Source organism: Exiguobacterium sp. HSB13 (assembly GCF_056764755.1).
Map to the genome: position 1 here is coordinate 1097420 of NZ_JBUZOM010000001.1, position 18512 is coordinate 1115931.

General features: G+C 46.7%; 18 protein-coding genes. 9 read left to right on the plus strand and 9 right to left on the minus strand.

The genetic code is table 11. The features are described from left to right. Nucleotides 1-197: 197 nt before the first annotated feature. The gene (locus ACZGCQ_RS06055) at nucleotides 198-587 is read right to left on the minus strand and encodes a hypothetical protein (protein ID WP_029341901.1); all 390 of its coding nucleotides are present in this window, start codon (nucleotides 585-587) and stop codon (nucleotides 198-200) included. 156 nt (nucleotides 588-743) lie between these two features. Between ACZGCQ_RS06055 and ACZGCQ_RS06060 the strand changes: the two genes are divergently transcribed. After that, complete coding sequence (locus ACZGCQ_RS06060) at nucleotides 744-2168, plus strand: NAD(P)H-binding protein (RefSeq protein ID WP_481265839.1); 1425 nt, start codon at nucleotides 744-746, stop codon at nucleotides 2166-2168. 120 nt (nucleotides 2169-2288) lie between these two features. Next, the gene (locus ACZGCQ_RS06065) at nucleotides 2289-5876 is read left to right on the plus strand and encodes a dynamin family protein (protein ID WP_481265840.1); all 3588 of its coding nucleotides are present in this window, start codon (nucleotides 2289-2291) and stop codon (nucleotides 5874-5876) included. Nucleotides 5877-5931: 55 nt separating this feature from the next. Here the strand turns inward: ACZGCQ_RS06065 and ACZGCQ_RS06070 are convergent, their stop codons facing one another. The 3 genes from ACZGCQ_RS06070 to ACZGCQ_RS06080 all read right to left on the minus strand — a co-directional run bounded on the left by ACZGCQ_RS06070 (nucleotide 5932) and on the right by ACZGCQ_RS06080 (nucleotide 8447). Continuing rightward, complete coding sequence (locus tag ACZGCQ_RS06070; protein ID WP_481265841.1) at nucleotides 5932-6840, minus strand: LysR family transcriptional regulator; 909 nt, start codon at nucleotides 6838-6840, stop codon at nucleotides 5932-5934. A 12-nt stretch (nucleotides 6841-6852) separates the two neighbouring features. Beyond that, complete coding sequence (gene corA / locus ACZGCQ_RS06075) at nucleotides 6853-7803, minus strand: magnesium/cobalt transporter CorA (protein WP_214809361.1); 951 nt, start codon at nucleotides 7801-7803, stop codon at nucleotides 6853-6855. A 95-nt stretch (nucleotides 7804-7898) separates the two neighbouring features. Beyond that, nucleotides 7899-8447 carry a hypothetical protein gene (locus ACZGCQ_RS06080; RefSeq protein ID WP_023468520.1) on the minus strand — a complete coding sequence of 183 codons (549 nt, stop codon included), beginning with the start codon at nucleotides 8445-8447 and terminating at the stop codon, nucleotides 7899-7901. A gap of 284 nt (nucleotides 8448-8731) precedes the next feature. On the opposite strand from ACZGCQ_RS06080, the gene ACZGCQ_RS06085 reads away from it, so the two are divergent. Both ACZGCQ_RS06085 and ACZGCQ_RS06090 read left to right on the plus strand, forming a co-directional pair. Continuing rightward, nucleotides 8732-9850 (plus strand): NAD(P)/FAD-dependent oxidoreductase, encoded by a 1119-nt coding sequence (locus ACZGCQ_RS06085; RefSeq protein WP_481265842.1) that lies wholly within the window; start codon nucleotides 8732-8734, stop codon nucleotides 9848-9850. A gap of 42 nt (nucleotides 9851-9892) precedes the next feature. After that, the gene (locus ACZGCQ_RS06090) at nucleotides 9893-10216 is read left to right on the plus strand and encodes a hypothetical protein (protein ID WP_481265843.1); all 324 of its coding nucleotides are present in this window, start codon (nucleotides 9893-9895) and stop codon (nucleotides 10214-10216) included. A gap of 81 nt (nucleotides 10217-10297) precedes the next feature. Here the strand turns inward: ACZGCQ_RS06090 and egtD are convergent, their stop codons facing one another. From egtD to ACZGCQ_RS06115, 5 genes are all read right to left on the minus strand, one after another. Next, entirely contained in the window at nucleotides 10298-11254 is a 957-nt protein-coding gene (egtD, locus tag ACZGCQ_RS06095; protein ID WP_481265844.1) for an L-histidine N(alpha)-methyltransferase, read from the minus strand. Then, the gene (gene egtB / locus ACZGCQ_RS06100) at nucleotides 11254-12534 is read right to left on the minus strand and encodes an ergothioneine biosynthesis protein EgtB (protein WP_481265845.1); all 1281 of its coding nucleotides are present in this window, start codon (nucleotides 12532-12534) and stop codon (nucleotides 11254-11256) included. Before egtB ends, egtD begins: the two co-directional genes overlap by 1 nt. Before the next feature lie 123 nt (nucleotides 12535-12657). Then, nucleotides 12658-13641, minus strand: a complete 984-nt coding sequence (gene guaC / locus ACZGCQ_RS06105; protein ID WP_481265846.1) for a GMP reductase — start codon at nucleotides 13639-13641, stop codon at nucleotides 12658-12660. Between the two features lie 160 nt (nucleotides 13642-13801). Then, the gene (locus tag ACZGCQ_RS06110) at nucleotides 13802-14308 is read right to left on the minus strand and encodes an NUDIX domain-containing protein (RefSeq protein ID WP_481265847.1); all 507 of its coding nucleotides are present in this window, start codon (nucleotides 14306-14308) and stop codon (nucleotides 13802-13804) included. Continuing rightward, entirely contained in the window at nucleotides 14295-14852 is a 558-nt protein-coding gene (locus ACZGCQ_RS06115; RefSeq protein ID WP_481265848.1) for a GNAT family N-acetyltransferase, read from the minus strand. The genes ACZGCQ_RS06110 and ACZGCQ_RS06115 overlap by 14 nt, the downstream gene beginning before the upstream one ends. Before the next feature lie 143 nt (nucleotides 14853-14995). Here ACZGCQ_RS06115 and ACZGCQ_RS06120 point away from each other — a divergent pair, with 143 nt between their 5' ends. The 5 genes from ACZGCQ_RS06120 (at nucleotide 14996) to ACZGCQ_RS06140 (ending at nucleotide 18499) form a co-directional block, all read left to right on the plus strand. Beyond that, nucleotides 14996-15256, plus strand: a complete 261-nt coding sequence (locus ACZGCQ_RS06120; protein WP_481265849.1) for a hypothetical protein — start codon at nucleotides 14996-14998, stop codon at nucleotides 15254-15256. 244 nt (nucleotides 15257-15500) lie between these two features. Next, nucleotides 15501-15701 (plus strand): cold-shock protein, encoded by a 201-nt coding sequence (locus ACZGCQ_RS06125; RefSeq protein WP_023468529.1) that lies wholly within the window; start codon nucleotides 15501-15503, stop codon nucleotides 15699-15701. 84 nt (nucleotides 15702-15785) lie between these two features. Continuing rightward, a complete protein-coding gene (locus tag ACZGCQ_RS06130) occupies nucleotides 15786-16151 on the plus strand; it encodes a nuclear transport factor 2 family protein (RefSeq protein ID WP_481265850.1) in 366 nt (121 codons plus the stop codon). A gap of 125 nt (nucleotides 16152-16276) precedes the next feature. Then, nucleotides 16277-17341 (plus strand): 3-phosphoserine/phosphohydroxythreonine transaminase, encoded by a 1065-nt coding sequence (serC, locus tag ACZGCQ_RS06135; protein WP_481265851.1) that lies wholly within the window; start codon nucleotides 16277-16279, stop codon nucleotides 17339-17341. Beyond that, nucleotides 17342-18499: a phosphoglycerate dehydrogenase gene (locus ACZGCQ_RS06140; RefSeq protein WP_481265852.1), complete on the plus strand. Its 1158-nt coding sequence runs from the start codon at nucleotides 17342-17344 to the stop codon at nucleotides 18497-18499. It abuts the gene before it with no gap. The last annotated feature ends 13 nt before the right edge of the window (nucleotides 18500-18512 follow it).

Below are 18512 nucleotides of genomic sequence, written 5' to 3' on the forward strand. Positions count from 1 at the left end.
TTATTTCCAGTCGCTGCCCATCTCAATTAGTTCTTCGTGAATAAACTTAGCTTTTATTTTCATGGCGATTTATTTTAATGAACTCTAATTCACGAACATCTTCTTACCGATTCTTGAACTTACAACTTTTCTTCCTTCACAAAAAATCCGATCGACGAAGAGAAGTTCCTTCATCAATCGGATTCATACTAGGGTCATTACGATTTTGCGACTTTTTGTAACATTTGACATCCGTAAGCCCGCAATTTTATCGCTTCGAGTACGAGCGACATCTGTTGCTGATCTAATCGTTCAATCAGCTCGATGATCGTGATCGTCGTTCGTCCATTATACAGTTGAACGATCAAGTGAATGATTGCTTCTAACGCTGGATTCGGATAGGGTTCAGCTAGAAATTCACGGTCAAAAAACTCGCCACTATCCGGGAAAAAGTAATCCGAAAATCGTTCGAGCACTTGTGGCTGTCCTGTCGCAAGGTACAGCATCGAGACCATCGCTGCATCTTCCCGGTGTTTCGGCTTTAAGCGTCTCCACAACAGATCGAATCGTCGTTCATGTCCCTCTTGCATGAATTGTATCGTCTGCATGGTTGAAGCCCCCTTTATTTTCATTCTTCCTGTTGGTTCTCTATATTCATCTATTCCCTATTCCGTTCACCTGAATCGTCTTAGCATAATCTCTTGCGATTGAACCGACTCGATTGGGGGTACATTACAACAGATATAAGAGAGGAGTTTACATCCATGCCAACGCGTTTAGCTTTAGCCGGAGCCACCGGATACATTGGTCACAACCTACTGAATGAATTAAAGAAAAAATATGACGTTATCGCCCTTTCACGAAACGGTGATGATAAGGACAATGAGGAACGCGTCGAATGGCGATCGTGCGATCTCTTTTCTTTAAACGATACGATCGAAGGGATGAAAGGAGCGGACATCGCTGTCTATCTCGTCCATTCGATGATGCCTTCTGCCAAATTGACACAAGGATCGTTTGAGAACATGGATTTACTGTTAGCTGATAACTTCGCCCGTGCCGCAAAAGAAAATGGTATCCGCCAGATTATCTACTTAAGTGGTATCATCCCTGAGGAAACAGAAGATCTATCACGTCACTTAAAGAGCCGATTGGAAGTCGAACGTGTCCTCGGTGCTTACGGTACTCCGGTGACGACAATCCGTGCCGCGTTGATCGTCGGTCCAAAAGGCTCATCGTTCCCAATCTTATCAAAGCTCGTCAAACGCCTTCCCGTCATGGCACTTCCCCGCTGGACGCGCAACAAAACGCATCCGGTCGCCTTGCCCGACGTCATTCATGCACTTGGCGAAAGTGTTGATCGTGACGACGTGAAAGACCGGGCAATCGATATCGGTGGTCCGGAAGCGATGACTTACAAAGAGATGATTCTTAAAACGGCAGATATCATGGGAAAACGACGACCGACGATTGATATTCCTTTACTGACCGTTAAATTATCCCGCCTCTGGGTGACGCTCGTGTCCGGGGAACCAAAAGAAACCGTCTATCCACTTGTTGAAAGCATGGTGCATGAGATGGTCGCAGATCCAGAAAAAATGGTTCCCGGCATCAGTGACGGTAAAATCACTTTCGAACAATCGGTTCGGGATGCGTTAAAAGAGGAAGAAGAACAAAAAGGCTCTTCCTCCTCGTCGTCTTCGACACCAGACGTCCTAGACGTTCGTTCAGTCCAACGTGTCCTTCTACCGAAGGATCGTGACGCCGATTGGGCAGCCGATGATTATATGAATTGGCTGTCTTCGTTTGCCCGTCCCTTCCTATCGTCAACTGTGCAGGATCAAGTCGTCGGAATCCACATTCCATTTTACGAACAACCACTACTTGAATTGACGAAGGAACCGGTCCACGACCGACAAATGGCGACGTACCGGATTACTGGTGGACTGTTCGCGAAAGTCGAGCAAGATAGTCGTGGTCGAATTGAATTCCGACAAATTCCTGATACACAGGAATGTATCATCGCCATCCATGAATTCGTACCTGCGTTGCCTTGGGTACTCTATAAAGCAACGCAGGCGAACGTTCACTTGCTCGTGATGTACCTCTTTAAATTACACTTGTTGCGTCGGATTCATTCGACGGAGCAAGAATCGACACGCGCAGACGAAATCGTTCCGTCGTCTTAATCACGATCACACGATCCGCCTCTTCCCGGGCGGATCGTTTTTTGTCGCTTTTAGAAGGATGACGAAACTGAAAAAATCGTGATACACTGAACGGTGACTGAAAGAAAGGGGTTTCATCGCATGCGCTCATTTGAAGAACGATTATCGAACCAACTCGAGGCGACGGCCTCACTCGTCACATTGATTCAACCTTCAACGGATCAACTTCGTTTAGATAAACTAGATAAATTCGCCATGAAACTATTAAAACGAGAGTTCACGATTGCATTTGCTGGTCATTTCTCGGCTGGGAAGTCGAGTATGATTAATGCCTTGACAGGAGAATCGGTCTTGCCGACGAGCCCGATTCCAACGAGTGCGAACATCGTGACGCTTCAGCAAGGTGACACGGATTCAGCGATCGTTCACTTTCACGAACAACCGTCTGTTCGCCTGACAGCGAAAGAGCAAGAGGAGCATCTTCAAACGCTTGGGAAGAGTGGCGATGTCCGACAAATCGACTTGACGCATGCCGCGTCCAAGCTGCCACCTGGTCTTGTCCTAATGGATACACCTGGCGTTGACTCGGTCGATGATGCCCACCGTGTATCAACGGAATCCGCACTTCACTTAGCAGACATCTTGTTTTACGTCATGGACTACAACCATGTCCAATCCGAATTGAACTTCATGGTAACGGATGAATTACAAGCTGCCGTACCTGAGTTATATTTAATCGTCAATCAAATTGATAAACATCGTGACGATGAATTATCATTCGACGCATTCCGCCGCTCGGTCCATGCGTCCTTCGCCGAACATGGTGTCGTGCCAAAAGGCATTTTCTTTACGAGCTTAAGGAATCCAGATCATCCGCATAACGATTTCATGGAAGTCGAACAGCTCGTTAAGCAAAGCATTCGCGACGCTCAACCGAAGTTCTTGACGTCTGCCGCTTTGACACTTGAAAGTCTTCACCAGGAGCATACACGGTATCTCACACGTCTCGTTTCAGAAGCCCATGAGACGATGACTGAGCAATTGAGTGACGCTGAACGACGCGATCCGGCGACGATCGAAGCCGAACTAGTCCGCATCTCGCAGCAATTAGAAGCACGCCAACCGGACCGTTGGGTACAGACGTTTTCGTTGCATCGGGATCAACTCTTGAAAAATGCAACCTTGATGCCGTTTGAGTTACGTGAGAAGATGCGCCGTTTTCTTGAGTCACGCCAACGTGACTTCAAGGTTGGACTATTCCGTAGTACGAAAAAGACGGAAGCGGCTCAAGCAGAGATCGCGCAAGACGTGCTACGTGCCTATCAGACGGTGACCGCTTCTGAAATTTCGCTTCATTTACGTAACTTGATGAAACAATCGTTGCGCGACCTTGATCTCCTGCAGGATACACACATCGTCGCAATCGATCAGCTCTCACTCGACCCGCCGCTTTCCGTTCTCGAAAGTGCCTTGCCGACCGGTATTACGATTACCGGTGAATCGGTGCTCCAGTTCACGAATCGTGTCGCTGAGCAGACACAAGCGTGGTTCGTCAAGGAAACGAACGCGTGGCGAGAGCATGTGCGCCAAGAGTTAACGGTGACTTTCCCGAAAGAGCAAGCTGAGCTATTGCAACGACAGTCGTCGCTACAGCACAAATGGGACAATGTTCAAGCATGGCAACAGGCTACTGTAGCACTTGAGCGTTATGAGCATGGTGTTGCCGATCCATCTGATCAACAACTCGAACGAGCTCGGACGCAAGTTTCGGTCTGGGAGGAGCAATTGATTCAGCAAGAAGCGGCGATCGTCTCCTTTACCGGGTTTGAGTCGATGACAGAGACAACTGCGTTTGAACTTGCGACGACGGTCAGTGAGCAACAAGCCGTCCGTTATGCACCAGAAGACGTCGCTCAAATCCGTCAGCATCTGAATGGTCTTCAAGGTTTTGAAGATGCCGTCGCTTATTTGAATGACAAATTGGATCGACTGACACACCAATCGTTCACGATTGCCTTATTCGGTGCCTTCAGTGCCGGAAAATCATCGTTTTGCAATGCCTTACTCGGAGATAAGGTCCTTCCAGTCTCTCCGAATCCGACAACCGCATCAATCAACCGGATTCACCCTGTTGACGCTGCACACCCGCACGGCGTGGCAGAAGTCACGTTCAAGTCGGAAGCAGCGATGCTTGAAGACTTAAATGAAGCGATGGTCGAAACGATGACGTTTGAGTCCACGAAACAGGCATACGATACGCTCTTACCTCGTACCGCGTCACTGGCGGACCCGTTCTTGCGTGCTTTCTTGAAAGGATTCCCTGCCGTTCAATCCTTCATCGGTACCGTTCAGACGGTCGATCAAGAAGCTTTTAAACAGTATGTCGCGCAGGAAGAACGAAGCTGTTTCGTCGATGTCATCGATTTCTATTACGATAGCCCGTTGACGCGTCTCGGCGTGACACTCGTTGATACGCCGGGAGCAGATTCAATCAATGCCCGTCATACCGATGTCGCTTTTGATTACATCAAGAATGCGGATGCAATCTTATTCGTCACGTACTTCAATCATGCCTTCGCCCGCGCTGACCGTGAATTCTTGATTCAACTCGGTCGTGTCAAAGATGCATTCGAACTCGACAAGATGTTCTTCCTCGTCAACGCAATTGATCTCGCTGCTTCAGATAGCGAACGTCAAGATGTCTTGAACTATGTCGCGACGGAATTGCAACGGTTCGGGATTCGATCACCCCGACTGTATGGCGTCTCGAGCTTACAAGGACTCGCTGAAAAGCAACAAGAGCTAGCAGATTCAACTTCCGGTTTACCTGTATTCGAAGAGGCATTCCATCACTTCCTAGCAGAGGACTTGACCGGTCTTGCCAAAGTATCCTTGTCTGAGCAGACAGAAAAGACCGTTCAGCGACTCGAACGATTCATCATTGCGACTGAAGCGAATCTGTTGCGAAAAGAAGAGCGGTTGGCTGAGCTATCTGCTCTAGAACAGCAGGTCACAGATCGGTTCGAAGATAATCGCGCTGCTTTGATCGAACCTGCGCTCAAAGCAGAGATCCATGAACTGTTGCACCATGTCGTACAACGTATTTATTACCGTTTCCCTGACTTCTTCAAGGAAGCCTATAATCCTGTTCGTTTTGCTCAAACTGGCAAAGGAGCGGCATTACAGGATGCGCTAACGGAACTGTTGACGTTCCTCCGTTTTGATTTTGAACAAGAGCTCCGGGTCACGCATTTCCGTGTCGACCAATGGCTCGAAGCGGCCTTGATCCGGCGTCAACAAGAGGAGCAACAGTTGCTAGAGCAATGGAACGAATCTTTCCAGCTCGCGCCTGTCACGGTCTCTCGATTAAACGAAATGACGTTCGACGGTCCCTTCGAAGATGCAACGCCTTATGTCGGCGTCAAACGTCACTTCCGAAATGCGAAAGCCTTCTTCGAGAAAAATGAGAAGGAGCAGCTGAAGGAGGAGCTTGCGACATTAACCAAACAAGAAGCACTCGCGTATACTGCCACTCAAGAAAAACGCTTGCTGGCAGTCGCGGCGGCACATCTAGATGTTTCTTTGACAGCCGTTTCAGAGCACCTGTTACGTCAAACACTCGAGCAACTTGAGAGTGAACGCGCGACGTTACAGGCACAAGAGACGCTGACCCCTTATAAACAAGCAGCTAAGCAGATTCGCAGTCTGACGCAACACGTCACTTCATGAGATACGATCGTTCAGCACAAAAGACCGGAGCGCGATGCGTTCCGGTCTTTTTTCTTCACCGCGCAGGCGTTGGCCAATACGACTGAAAATAGTGGACGATGTATTGGTGGACGTGCCGGACAACAGGACGTAATTCCGTCCCAACGAGACGGTTCAACGAGACATCCCATAACATCGGTGGGTCGAACGGGATGATTTTAATGTCATCCGCATGATGAAACCGTAGTATCGGCTCCGGTAGGATTGAGATGACGTCAAGTTCTTGGACCATCCCGATCAACAAGTCCCATGCCCCTGACATGAAGAAGATATTCGGTTCTTGTTGCACCTTACGAAACTCCGATAGTATCTGATGGTGCAACATGAATCGGTCGTTCAAGATGACGAGTGGTTCATTTCCGATATCACGATACGATAGGGCTTCTTTTGATTGAAATGGATGATTCGGACGCACGGCGACGACGACCTCATCTTCAATCAATCGAAAACGTTCGATGCCATAGGATTCACCTGGTTCGATCAAGATGGCCAAGTCGAGTTCTTCAAGTAACAGTCGACGTTTGAGTTCAAACGCCCCCTCCTCGATGATTTCGAGTTCAATCCCAGGGTGTTCCGCCATGAACTTCGGAATCAACTGTGAAAATAAGACAGGGAGGATAACGGGTGGGATGCCAAGACGGACTTTCCCTCGGACGACGTTCGAGCGTTCGCGCAGATGACCCATCAATGCTTGATGACGTGTCAGAACGATCTTCGCATCTTCATATAATTGACGTCCCGTTTCCGATAATCCTGTCAACCGTCCGTGCTTTCGAATGAATAGTTCCACTTGCTCCAGCTGTTCGAAGTCGCGAATCATCTGACTAAGCGCTGGTTGCGAAATCGACAAGTGCTTCGAAGCACGCGTTAAGTTATAGCCTTGCTCGACGATCGTCGTAAAAAAAAGTAACTGTCGAATATCCACTTCTATCTCCCCTTATTCATCAAACCAGCGATTTTTTTTGAAGAACAGAATCATTCCTAAAGCAAGGAGCGCCATTGCCCCTAATGTCACGAAATAACCGTACCGAGTGGTCAGTTCTGGCATATGTTCGAAGTTCATACCGTATATACCGGCAATGAACGTCAACGGCATGAAAATCGTCGTGAAGATTGTCAATGTCTTCATGATACTATTCATCCGGTACGAGTTGAGGGAAATGAAATTGTCCCGAAATTCAGATGTCATCAATCGATTGTATTCAATCATTTCCGATAACTTCAGTAAGTGATCGTACAAATCGCGAAAAAATGCCTGTTTCTTCGGATGAATCGATAACCGCTTCGATTCGACGACACGGTACAATAAGTCCCGCATCGGCATGACCGTCCGCGAGATTCGAAGTAACCGCGCCCGTAGTTCGAAAATTTCTTCCATCAACCGACGATCGTTTCCACGCGTCCGGTAACGTTCCTCAAGCGCAAACAACTCATCTTCCGTCGCATGAACGATCGGAAAATAACCATCGACGATTTTGTCCATGATTTTGTGGACGAGGTCGACCGTCTCTTGTTTGTCAAGGCGTTGTGTACACTGTTCGAACACGATATCAATTTCTCGCGAAGATTGCTCATGGTAGCTGACGAGATGCCGGTCGCTTGCGAACAAATTAATTTCGCGACTCGTCAACGTTCCTTCATCGAGCGCATGAAGGACAAAAAAGCTATGTTCTGTATAATATTCAAGCTTCGGGCGTTGTAAGTAATGGAAACAATCTTCAACCGCAAGTGGATGGAAATCAAAAACCTCAATCAATTTTTGCTTCTCTGCGTCTGTCGGTTGATCGAAATCAACGAAATAACGTTTAATACCTGACTCCTGTGTCCGACTTACATCAGCGGTCAAAATGATTGTGTCATTCGCATCGATCAGTATACAACGAATCAACTTTTTCTCCCCCTTTGATTATGTAAGCGTACTATATTTTTTCGTATGCAACAAAAAAAGGACTCCTCCGAAGAGAAATCCGTTTTATATAGCAATCAACCATGTTCAATATAAAAGCCGCTCCAATATACTTGACGATACGTAAATTCTTTACCGCTTTTCGTCGTTACAAGCATCTCATCTTCTGCCATGACAGCGATTTTAATGGGTACTTCACCGTGATCCGTCAAATAATTGAGAATCTCGAGATGCCGATTCAACCAAAGACGACGGCGGAACCAACGAAAACGACTGAATGCCGCACTGAAGTGGAGTAAAGCGAGCGCAAGAATAATTAAAGCAAACGGAAGTGGAATGTCGAACAACGCAATCAAATATACATCTGCGATCAGCAAGGATAACGAGAGACCCATTTCCGTCATCTCCATGAAAGATGCTTTATAGGTCGCGAAGTAGGTCATCACACGAAATAGGAAGATGACCGTGAGGTACGGTACGAAGTACATTTGAAACACATGGTCCGTGCCGCTGTTGACGAACATGAGCAGTGGCAGGAAGAATAGCAATTTCCAGATTAGGATGGCGGAATAAAATAAAGTATGATCCGTGTAGCGTCTGCGTACGATGGCTTGACTCATATTCATTGCCTTCCCCTCCTTCATGATGGACCGTTTCAAAGTCGATGATGACAGGACATGATGCCTATAAGGGTATGTTTCCGAATTCAGCTGTTTCTAATCGTCTAATTCACAGTTTTTAGAAACTGTATATTTAGTATACGTCATGACGCGCCAAATGGTTCACTTTCCCCATCATTTCCCATCATTCGATGTGCTACAGATTGGAAACCCGCTCTTGCTAGTCGTCCGGATCTTCTACTGCTACAATATAAGATATTCCAATTGAACAGAATCGAGTTGAATCTCTCATGTACACTCATATCATCATCGGCGCCGGCATTCTCGGTGCCTCGACGGCCTATCATTTATCGAAGGCTGGTGAACGCGTCTTACTCGTCGATCGGAAGGAACCTGGTCGAGCCTCTCATGCTGCAGCCGGCATTATCTGTCCATGGATGACACAGCGACGAAATAAGGCATGGTACCAATTAGCGAATAATGGGGCTCATTTTTACAAGACATTGATTCCTGAACTGGAAGCACTCGGTGAAACCAGTACGGGTTATCAGCAAGTTGGTACGATTGCTTTACACGAAACGTCAAAAATCGATAAGATGGAGACGATTGCACATAATCGTTTTCCGGAAGCTCCTGCCATCGAGCGCATCGAGCGACTCGATCAAGATCGTGTCAAAACGCTCTTTCCGCTCGTCGAACAAATTGAAGATGCGTTGTTCGTCTCTGGCGGTGCCCGTGTTGATGGACGTGCCTTATGTGCCGCTATGATCCGTGGTGCTGTCGAACATGGAGCCACCGTGATCGAAGGAGACGCTTCTCTGATCGTAGAGGACGGGAGCGTCACTGGAATCAAATTGGGGCGTGAGGAGTATGCGGCAGAACAGTTCATTTTAACGGCAGGTGTCTGGTTGAATGATCTTCTCCGCCCGCTTGCGCTTAAAATTGATTTGCATCCGGAGAAGGGACAAATCCTACAACTCGACTTGACGGATTCTACATCAACGACGTGGCCGGTCATCATGGGACAACGCGGATTATATCTGGTCTCAATCCACGAAAAGAAACTGATCGTCGGTTCGACACACGAAAAGCAGACCGACTATGACTTGAAACCGACCGTCAAGGGGATGCACGCTTTATTGAATCGCGCCTTACCTGTCTTACCAAGTTTAGAAGAAACGACGATCGATGAACTGCGTATCGGCTTACGCCCGTATACGAAAAACTCCCTACCGGTGATCGGACCGCTTCAAAATCATCCGAACGTGTTCCTAGCGAATGGACTCGGTGCATCCGGTCTAACGATCGGACCTTATCTCGGTAGCCAATTAGCGAAGCTTGCACGTCATCAAACGCCTGATATCGAATGGACGACTTATGAGCCGACCTACGTCACTCTCGACTCCTGACCAACTCTATGCTTCACTTTGAAAGGAAGTACACCATTGTCCATGAAACCTATCGTTCCTCTTGAATTATTCGATGCTTTAGATATACGCGTTGGTACGATCCAGTCGATTTCAAATCGTACAGACGGCTTGATTCAGCTTGAACTACAATTCGACGGATTTACACGTTCATTTTCAATCGACTGGGAATCACGGCGACCCGATGTCCATGAATTGCTTGGAAAACAAGCGATTGCCGTGTTGAATGTACCTGGTCGTACGCCTAAAGAGTCAGGGCGGTTGCTTGAAATCGGACGTTCGGAACAATGGATGCCGATCCTCGTCGTACCGGAACATCCGATTCCAGAAGGCGCTCGGATCGAATAAACGCTTCACTCACAAAAATACTCCCCTTCATCGCTTCTACACAGAAGCTTACAAGCGGGAGTATTTTTAGTTTTTTCGCCGTTACATTTTTTCTAAATAATGCACACTGAATCGTTCATCGTCATCGATCCAACAATTAACTGAATGAAAACCACTTTGACGGGCAAGTGTCTCAAACTCTTCTTTACTGTATTTATAGGAGTTTTCCGTATGAATCGTTTCGCCTTGTTTAAACGGAACCGTCACATCTCCGACTTGCACGAGTTGATCGAGTTGACTCCGAAGATGCATTTCGATTCGTCCTTTTTCTTCATTATAAAAAGCATAATGTTCAAATCGTGTCACATCAAACGTTCCCTCGAGCATCTGATTCAAATGCGTCAACATGTTCAAATTGAATGCTGCTGTGACGCCGGCTGCATCATTATAAGCCCGTTCAAGCACATCAACAGACTTTTTCAGATCGACCCCGATCAAGAATCCATCTCCCGTTTCAAGAATTCGTGAGGAATGACGTAAGAAGCGCATCGCTTCCTCAGGTTCAAAGTTTCCGATCGTCGATCCCGGGAAAAAGATGACTCGTTTTTGAGACTCCTCGACCGGTAAAGAAATCGATTGTGAGTAATCCCCACAGACCGCTTTAATATGCAGCGCAGGATACCGTTCCGACAATTGGCGTGCAGATTCCATTAAGAAATCTTTTGAAATATCGATGGGCATATACGTGTCTAAATGTGTAAATGTCTCCAGTAACATTTGGATTTTACGGCTGCTTCCACTTCCATATTCAATCAGTGTATGCACATCCCCGATACTTCGTGCGATTTCCGCTCGATGTTGCTCCAAGATGGCGAGTTCCGTCCGTGTCGGATAATATTCCGGTTGTTGCGTAATCTGTTCGAACAGCTGGGATCCGATGTGATCATAAAAATATTTTGCCGGTAAGACCTTTTGTTCTTGTAACAGACCTTCGATGACTTCTAAACGCATGTTTTGTTGCGGCGTATATAAATCGTAACCTATGACTGTTTCCCGCATCACATGTCACCTGCCAATCGGAAGCCGCCAAATAACCAACGTTTATCAGGCGGGAAGAAGTTGCGGTATGTTTCGCGAATATGATCGTCAGGCGTCACACACGCGCCTCCACGCAGTACCATTTGATTACACATGAACTTCGCGTTGTATTCTCCAAGTGCTCCTTCGAGCGGTTTACTGCCTGGGTATGAACTATAAGCGCTCGACGTCCATTCCCAGACGTTTCCGAACATGCTCGCAAGCGTCGTCTCTGACTCTTCGACAGCTACCGGATGGAAGGTCCCGCTTCCCATCATATTACGCTTCGTGACAGAATCGACTTGGCGAGAAGCCCATTCCCACTCTGCTTCTGTTGGCAACCGTTTCCCTATATAGCGACTATAAGCGTCCGCCTCATAAAAACTGACGTGACAGACCGGTTCATCGAGACGAAGTGGTTCGACACCATTCATCGTAAAGATCGTCCACTCCCCCGCTTCATCCTTCATCCAATATAACGGTGCTTTCCAGCCTTCTTTTTGAACCGTCGCAAAGCCGTCGGACAACCAGTACTCTGATTTTTCATAGCCTCCTGCTTCAATGAACGCCAAATACTCTCCATTCGTGACAGGACGCGTCGCTAATTCAAACGGATACAGCCACGTTTTATGACGTGGACTCTCGTTGTCAAACGCAAAACCGTCTCCTGTATGACCGATCTCGACGAGTCCTTCCTCGAATTGGATAAAAGATGTTTCCTTGACTGCATTTTCAGGCACATCTGTTGCTCGCGACTTTGACTGATAGGCAGGTAACAACGGATTCGTGAAAAAGTTATACTTTACGTCCATCAAGATCAATTCCTGATGTTGTTGTTCGTGTTGTAGTCCCATCTCGACTAATGCTTCGATTTTCCGTTGGTCTTCTGGAGTCCGTTCTTTTTTCAAGAACTCGACCATTTGTCCATCGACATATGACCGGTAAGCAATGATGTCTTCGACGGTCGGTCGCGACAACATTCCTCGTTGTTGACGAGGTTGGTAAGGACCGATCGAGTTATAGTACGAGTTGAATAGATAATTGTACTTCGGATGGAAGACGCGATAGCCTTCACTATATTCCTGTAGTATCATTCGTTCAAAAAACCATGTCGTATGGGCGATATGCCATTTCGGTGGACTCACGTCGGAACTTGCCTGAATGACGAAATCCTCCGCTTCGAGTGGTTCGATCAAGGCGATCGTTTGGTTACGAACAGTGGCAAATTTTTCAATTAAGTACGATGTCGTTTCAAATAGCATGTCAATCACTCCCTATCCAAAATATTCCGAATCTTTTGGTCCATTTGATGTATACCCCTTCGATGGAAGAGTTATGCTAAAGAAACAAAAAAAGTCCGCTCCGTTAAGAGCGAACTGATCACTTTAATATACTTTATCGCCGTTGAAGATCGAGTTCTTGACGACAACGTAGTCGACCGTCCGAATCGCCTGCAATTTGTTCCCACCAGCGTACGAGATTGCCGATTGCAAATCTTGCTCCATCTCGATCAATGTATCCGCTAGACTTCCTTTATGCTCGACGAACATTTTCTTTCCTTCGACGTTCTTGCGTTCCCCTTTTTGGAACTCAGAAGCAGAACCGAAGTATTCCTTGACGAGCACTCCGTCCACTTCGTGTGTCTCACCAGGCGATTCTTCATGCCCTGCGAAGAGTGAACCGATCATGACCATTGAAGCACCGAACCGGACCGACTTCGCGATATCGCCATGTGTCCGAATCCCGCCATCGGCGATAATCGGTTTACTTGCTGCTTTTGCACACCAACGAAGTGCCGCAAGTTGCCAACCACCTGTTCCGAATCCTGTCTTAATCTTCGTGATACATACTTTACCTGGTCCGATCCCGACCTTCGTTGCATCGGCTCCCGCATTCTCAAGTTCGCGCACCGCTTCCGGTGTACCAACGTTACCAGCGATGACGAAACTTGCTGGTAGAAGCGACTTGATGTGGCGAATCATCTGAATGACGGCTTCCGAATGACCGTGTGCGATATCAATCGTGATGTATTCCGGAGTCAGCTTTTCTGCTGCGAGCTGTTCGATCAGCTGATATTCCTCTTCCTTGACACCGACGCTAATTGAAGCGAACAGTTGACGCTCTTGCATCATGCGAACGAATGCCAAACGACGAGCCGGTTCGAATCGATGCATGATATAGAAATAATCGCCTTCTGCTAAGAACAAAGCGATCGATTCATCAATGATCGTTTGCATGTTTGCCGGTACGACCGGAAGCTTGAAACGACGACCACCGAACTCGACTGACGTATCACATTCCGAACGACTACCAACGATTGATTTTGCTGGAATTAATTGAATATCTTCATAATCGAATACTACATCCATGAATAACACCTCTAATTACGAATATTTTTTAATATATTGGCGATAATCATTCGCCCCTTGACTACTATAACGAACTGTCCTCATAGTGTCAAAGAAATTTTCGCGTTTTTAAGGTTTTTCAAGAACTTTATTCAGATATATCCGTTTAAACGTTCGGATTTTACTGATTTTGATGTTGTAAATCTGTCAACCAGTGCTCTTCCCAGTCAAAATAGCTCGTTGCTTCGAATTCTTCAAATACAAGATCCGGATAAGGGAGTGCTAGAGGAGGCCGATCCTGTTTTGGAAAATAAGTCAGCTGTTTAGACTCCCCATCAATGGCTTCAAGCGTTCCCTCGACTACTTCACACTCGAAGACCGTCGCTACGTATTCAACTTCGTTTCCGTCTGGGTACGTCAAACGGAACGCCTCTCCACCGAATGTTGCAATCAGACGAACCGGTCGGACGAATAGACCCGTTTCTTCATAGACTTCGCGAATGACTGCTTGTGCCGGCGATTCTCCTAGTTCAATCGCCCCGGCAGGCAAACTCCAAAACGGACCTCCTGGATCCTGAAAGAGGATATGACCTGCCTCGTTTCGAATAATCGCTGCGACGCATGGTGTAAAAAGACGCTGTGTTCCGACCAGCTGGCGTAGATTAGCATAATAATCAGAGATTGGCATGTTTTGTCTCCTTCCGGTCTTCTTTTAATAAAGCAAACAAAATAAAGTCTTCCCAGGCATCGTTGATAAAAAGATTTTGTTTCGCGATTCCTTCTTTACGAAATCCGACTTTTTCAAGGACTCGGATCGAACCGATATTCTCTGGCATGACTTCAGCACGGATCCTGTGGAACTGATGGACATCAAATAAATGATCTATGAATAATCCGACTGCTTGAGCCATATATCCTCGACCAGAAAAGGTGGCATCCAGTTGATAACCGATCATGCATGTCTCGGCTGGTCCACGCTGAACGAACATCGCCGAGACATCCCCAATCAATTGGTCTGTCTCAGTTAAAAAGACGCCATACGCATAATAAGCATCTTGGCGCATCAACTCTTGATGGCGGTAAATTCGTTCTCGTTGTCCTTCGATCGTGTATTGTTCAGGAGACGGTTTGATTGGCATCCAGTATTCAAAGTGATCACGATTTCGCAAATTCACCTCAAGGACCGCCGCTGCATCCTCTAATGTATAAGGACGAATGTAAACAGGTAACATAATTATTCCTCCTCTTTCATCAATATCTTTAGTTCAAGAAGTTTGGGTGTTTCATAATTCATCCAGCGGGAATCTACATAATAGTTTCATTACATTACTGTGACAGCATACTATAGAGAAAACTGTCGAAGAAGGAGTGACCTATGTATTCAGACAATGATTTGCTTAATCAAATCAAACGACGCGATCCTGTCGCGCTCGAACGATTATACGATCGTTACGAAAAAACACTATTTCTTCTATTCCGTCGCACGCAAGTCGAGGAAGCACTCATTCATTCCGCGATGACTCAGTTATTCCGCACAGTTTGGGAACAACCGACACGTTATCCGAACTTTCAAGGATTCATTCTGCATACATTACGACAACTCAGTAGCAAAAGAGAACATATCCCGACTCGCTGAAAGAATCAGTTATATTCTTTCGACATGAGTAGAATGAACCCTTTTAATTGCATGATTTATTCAGAGAAGAACAGCTTCGTTTGTTCTTTTTTTGTTTTGTCCTTTCTTTTTTGTTTGAGGCATGCTATATTATTAAGTAATTATTGTTGTTCGGTGGAGATACGAAGTGTTTCACTTTATATTCGATGAAATTGATCACGGTAGTAATAATCAGTGTGCCAGTCACACGCAGGAGGCAATACACATGGAACAAGGTAAAGTAAAATGGTTTAACGCAGAAAAAGGATTCGGCTTCATCGAGCGCGAAAGCGGAGACGACGTATTCGTACACTTCTCAGCAATCCAATCTGAAGGTTTCAAATCACTTGACGAAGGTCAAGAGGTTTCTTTCGAAGTTGAAGAAGGTCAACGTGGACCACAAGCAACTAACGTTGTAAAACTTTAATTTCCTTTAGACCCTGCTCACGCAGGGTCTTTTTTTTTGTTTATATATGCTACACTAGCGATTCAGGAAGAAAGGAGATGTAACATGACACTCGAACAAACATTGCAACACCTTGAAGATGCTATGTTAAAGGGAGACGTGAAACAAGTTTCTCATTTGTTATCTACCGAATTCACGTTCATCGATGCGTTAGGTCGATCATTCGATGCCGAAACGTATCTCGATCATTACGTCGATCCTGCGAACATTCACTGGTTATCCCGGACTGCTGATTTTTCATACATCGATCACTTTGACGATACGGCGATCCAATATAGTTTGATAGAAGATCGATTTGAATATGGACCTACTCAATACGTTGGTCGTTTTCGAGTCGTATCGGTTTATCGCGCTACGCCGGATGGTTGGAAATGGCACTTTGGTCAATTGACATCTCTTGATCCGTCGTGACGGATTCAAGGGATGTTTTTCTTTTCATGCTCCATTCATTGTCAGTTGGAATTGCTTCTCATTTTTCATTCCGTTACACTTGAATGGTACATATTTTCTGAAAATTCAAGAAGGAGTGTTTCATCATGACGGTCTATAACTTCTCTGCCGGTCCTGCAGTCCTTCCTGCCCCGGTCTTATTGAAGGCTCAATCCGAGTTACTCGATTATGAAAATTCAGGACAATCCGTTCTTGAAATGAGTCATCGCTCGCCAATCTTCGAATCGATTCGGGATGCAGCCGAACAATCATTGCGGAGACTCATGTCAATTCCCGATTCGTACTCCGTATTGTTTCTTCAAGGAGGAGCTACACTTCAGTTCGCAATGTTACCGCAAAATCTAGCGGCGAAGACCGGACGGATTGATTTCATCGATACCGGCGGCTGGTCGACGAAAGCGATCGCAGACGCCAAACTGTATGCCACAGTACAAGTGCTCGCCTCTTCCGCTGATCACGGGTATCGTTACATTCCAGAAGGTCCGTTTACGTCAACGGCCGACTATCTGCATATTACTTGGAATAACACGCTCGAAGGGACAACGTATCAGACACCACCTGACGTCGATGTGCCACTTGTCGCTGATGTCTCATCATCAATCCTATCTGAGCCATTGCCGATCGAGTCATTCGATGTGTTGTATGCTGGTGCTCAAAAAAATCTTGGCGTCGCTGGTTTAACGGTCGTCATCGTGAAGAACGAGTTGCTAGATCGTGTTCCTGATACGATTGGTGCCTACTTACGGTATGACATCCATGCAAAACAGCGATCTCTGTATAACACGCCGCCGACGTTCAGTCTTTATATGACGAAATTAGTGCTCGAATGGATTGAAGAGACGGGACTCGAGACGATCGCGGCACGAAACATCTCACAAGCATGTATGTTATATGAAGCAATTGATCAATCCAATCTCTTTCATAACCATGTTGCCGTCAAAGATCGGAGCCGGATGAACATTCCATTCTCGACCGGAAGTGAATCGGAGGACGCTGCTTTCTTGAACTTCGCTGCACGTCACGATCTAATCAACCTTGCCGGTCACCGTTCGATTGGTGGAATGCGCGCGAGTCTTTACAATGCGATGCCGACCGAAGGGGTTACGGCACTGATTCATATCATGCACCGTTTTGAACAGGGGGAACGTTAAATGTATCAAGTCCAACTATGGAATGATCTATCGGATAAAGGATTAAAACGATTCACAGACGACTATCATGTCCAGCGGGAAACGGAACAACCGGATGCTTTTCTCGTCCGTAGCAAGGATTTACATGACATGCGCTTTCCGGACAGTCTCAAAGCCGTCGCGCGAGCTGGTGTCGGTGTCAATACGATTCCACTCGATCAACTCGCGAACCGCGGGATTCCCGTCTTCTCGACGCCAGGTGCTAATGCGAATGCCGTCAAGGAACTTGTCATCGGTAGTTTATTCCTGACGGCGCGAAAACTCGTTCCGAGTCTGCTTTGGACGAACAACTTACGCGGACCGGATATCCCGGAGCGGATCGAAGCGAACAAAAAGCAATTTGTCGGAACAGAACTACTAGGGAAACGAATCGGAATCGTTGGACTTGGGGCGATTGGTGCGAATTTAGCCAACACCCTCCACGAGCTTGGCATGACCGTCACAGGCTATGATCCACACATGTCCGTCGAGTCCGCTTGGCGCGTCTCAAATCAGATTCAGCGGGCAACACAGCTTGAGGATCTCCTCGCGACAAGTGACTACATCACGTTGCATCTCCCACTCGTTGACGCGACGACAGGTTTACTCGATGCCTCACTCTTCTCGAAGATGAAACACGGTGCGACACTGCTCAACTTCTCGCGTGGTGAACTCGTCGATGAACAAGCATTAGCTGACGTGCTCCGGTCGGGTCGCCTGGCGAACTATGTGACAGATTTCCCGAACGCCTTCATCTTATCCCTCCCCCGCGTCATTGCTTTACCACATATCGGGGCATCAACAAGTGAAGCCGAAGAAAACTGTGCCATCATGGCGGTCGATCAACTGCGTCTGTTCCTTGAGACAGGAAACATCCGCAATGCTGTCAATTTCCCAGCCGTCGAGTTACCGTTCACTGGAAAACGACGAATTACGATTGCTCACCACAATATTCCGAACATGGTCGGTCAAATCGCCTCGGTGTTAGCGCAAGAGTCGATCAATATCGCGAATATGATCAATGGTAGTAAAGATGCGATTGCCTATACGATCATCGATATCGATAACCATGCAGACGAGATGATTTCGCTCGATCGACTGAATCAGATTCCTGGCGTCTTGAAAACACGCCTACTCTAAAGGAGTGAACCCC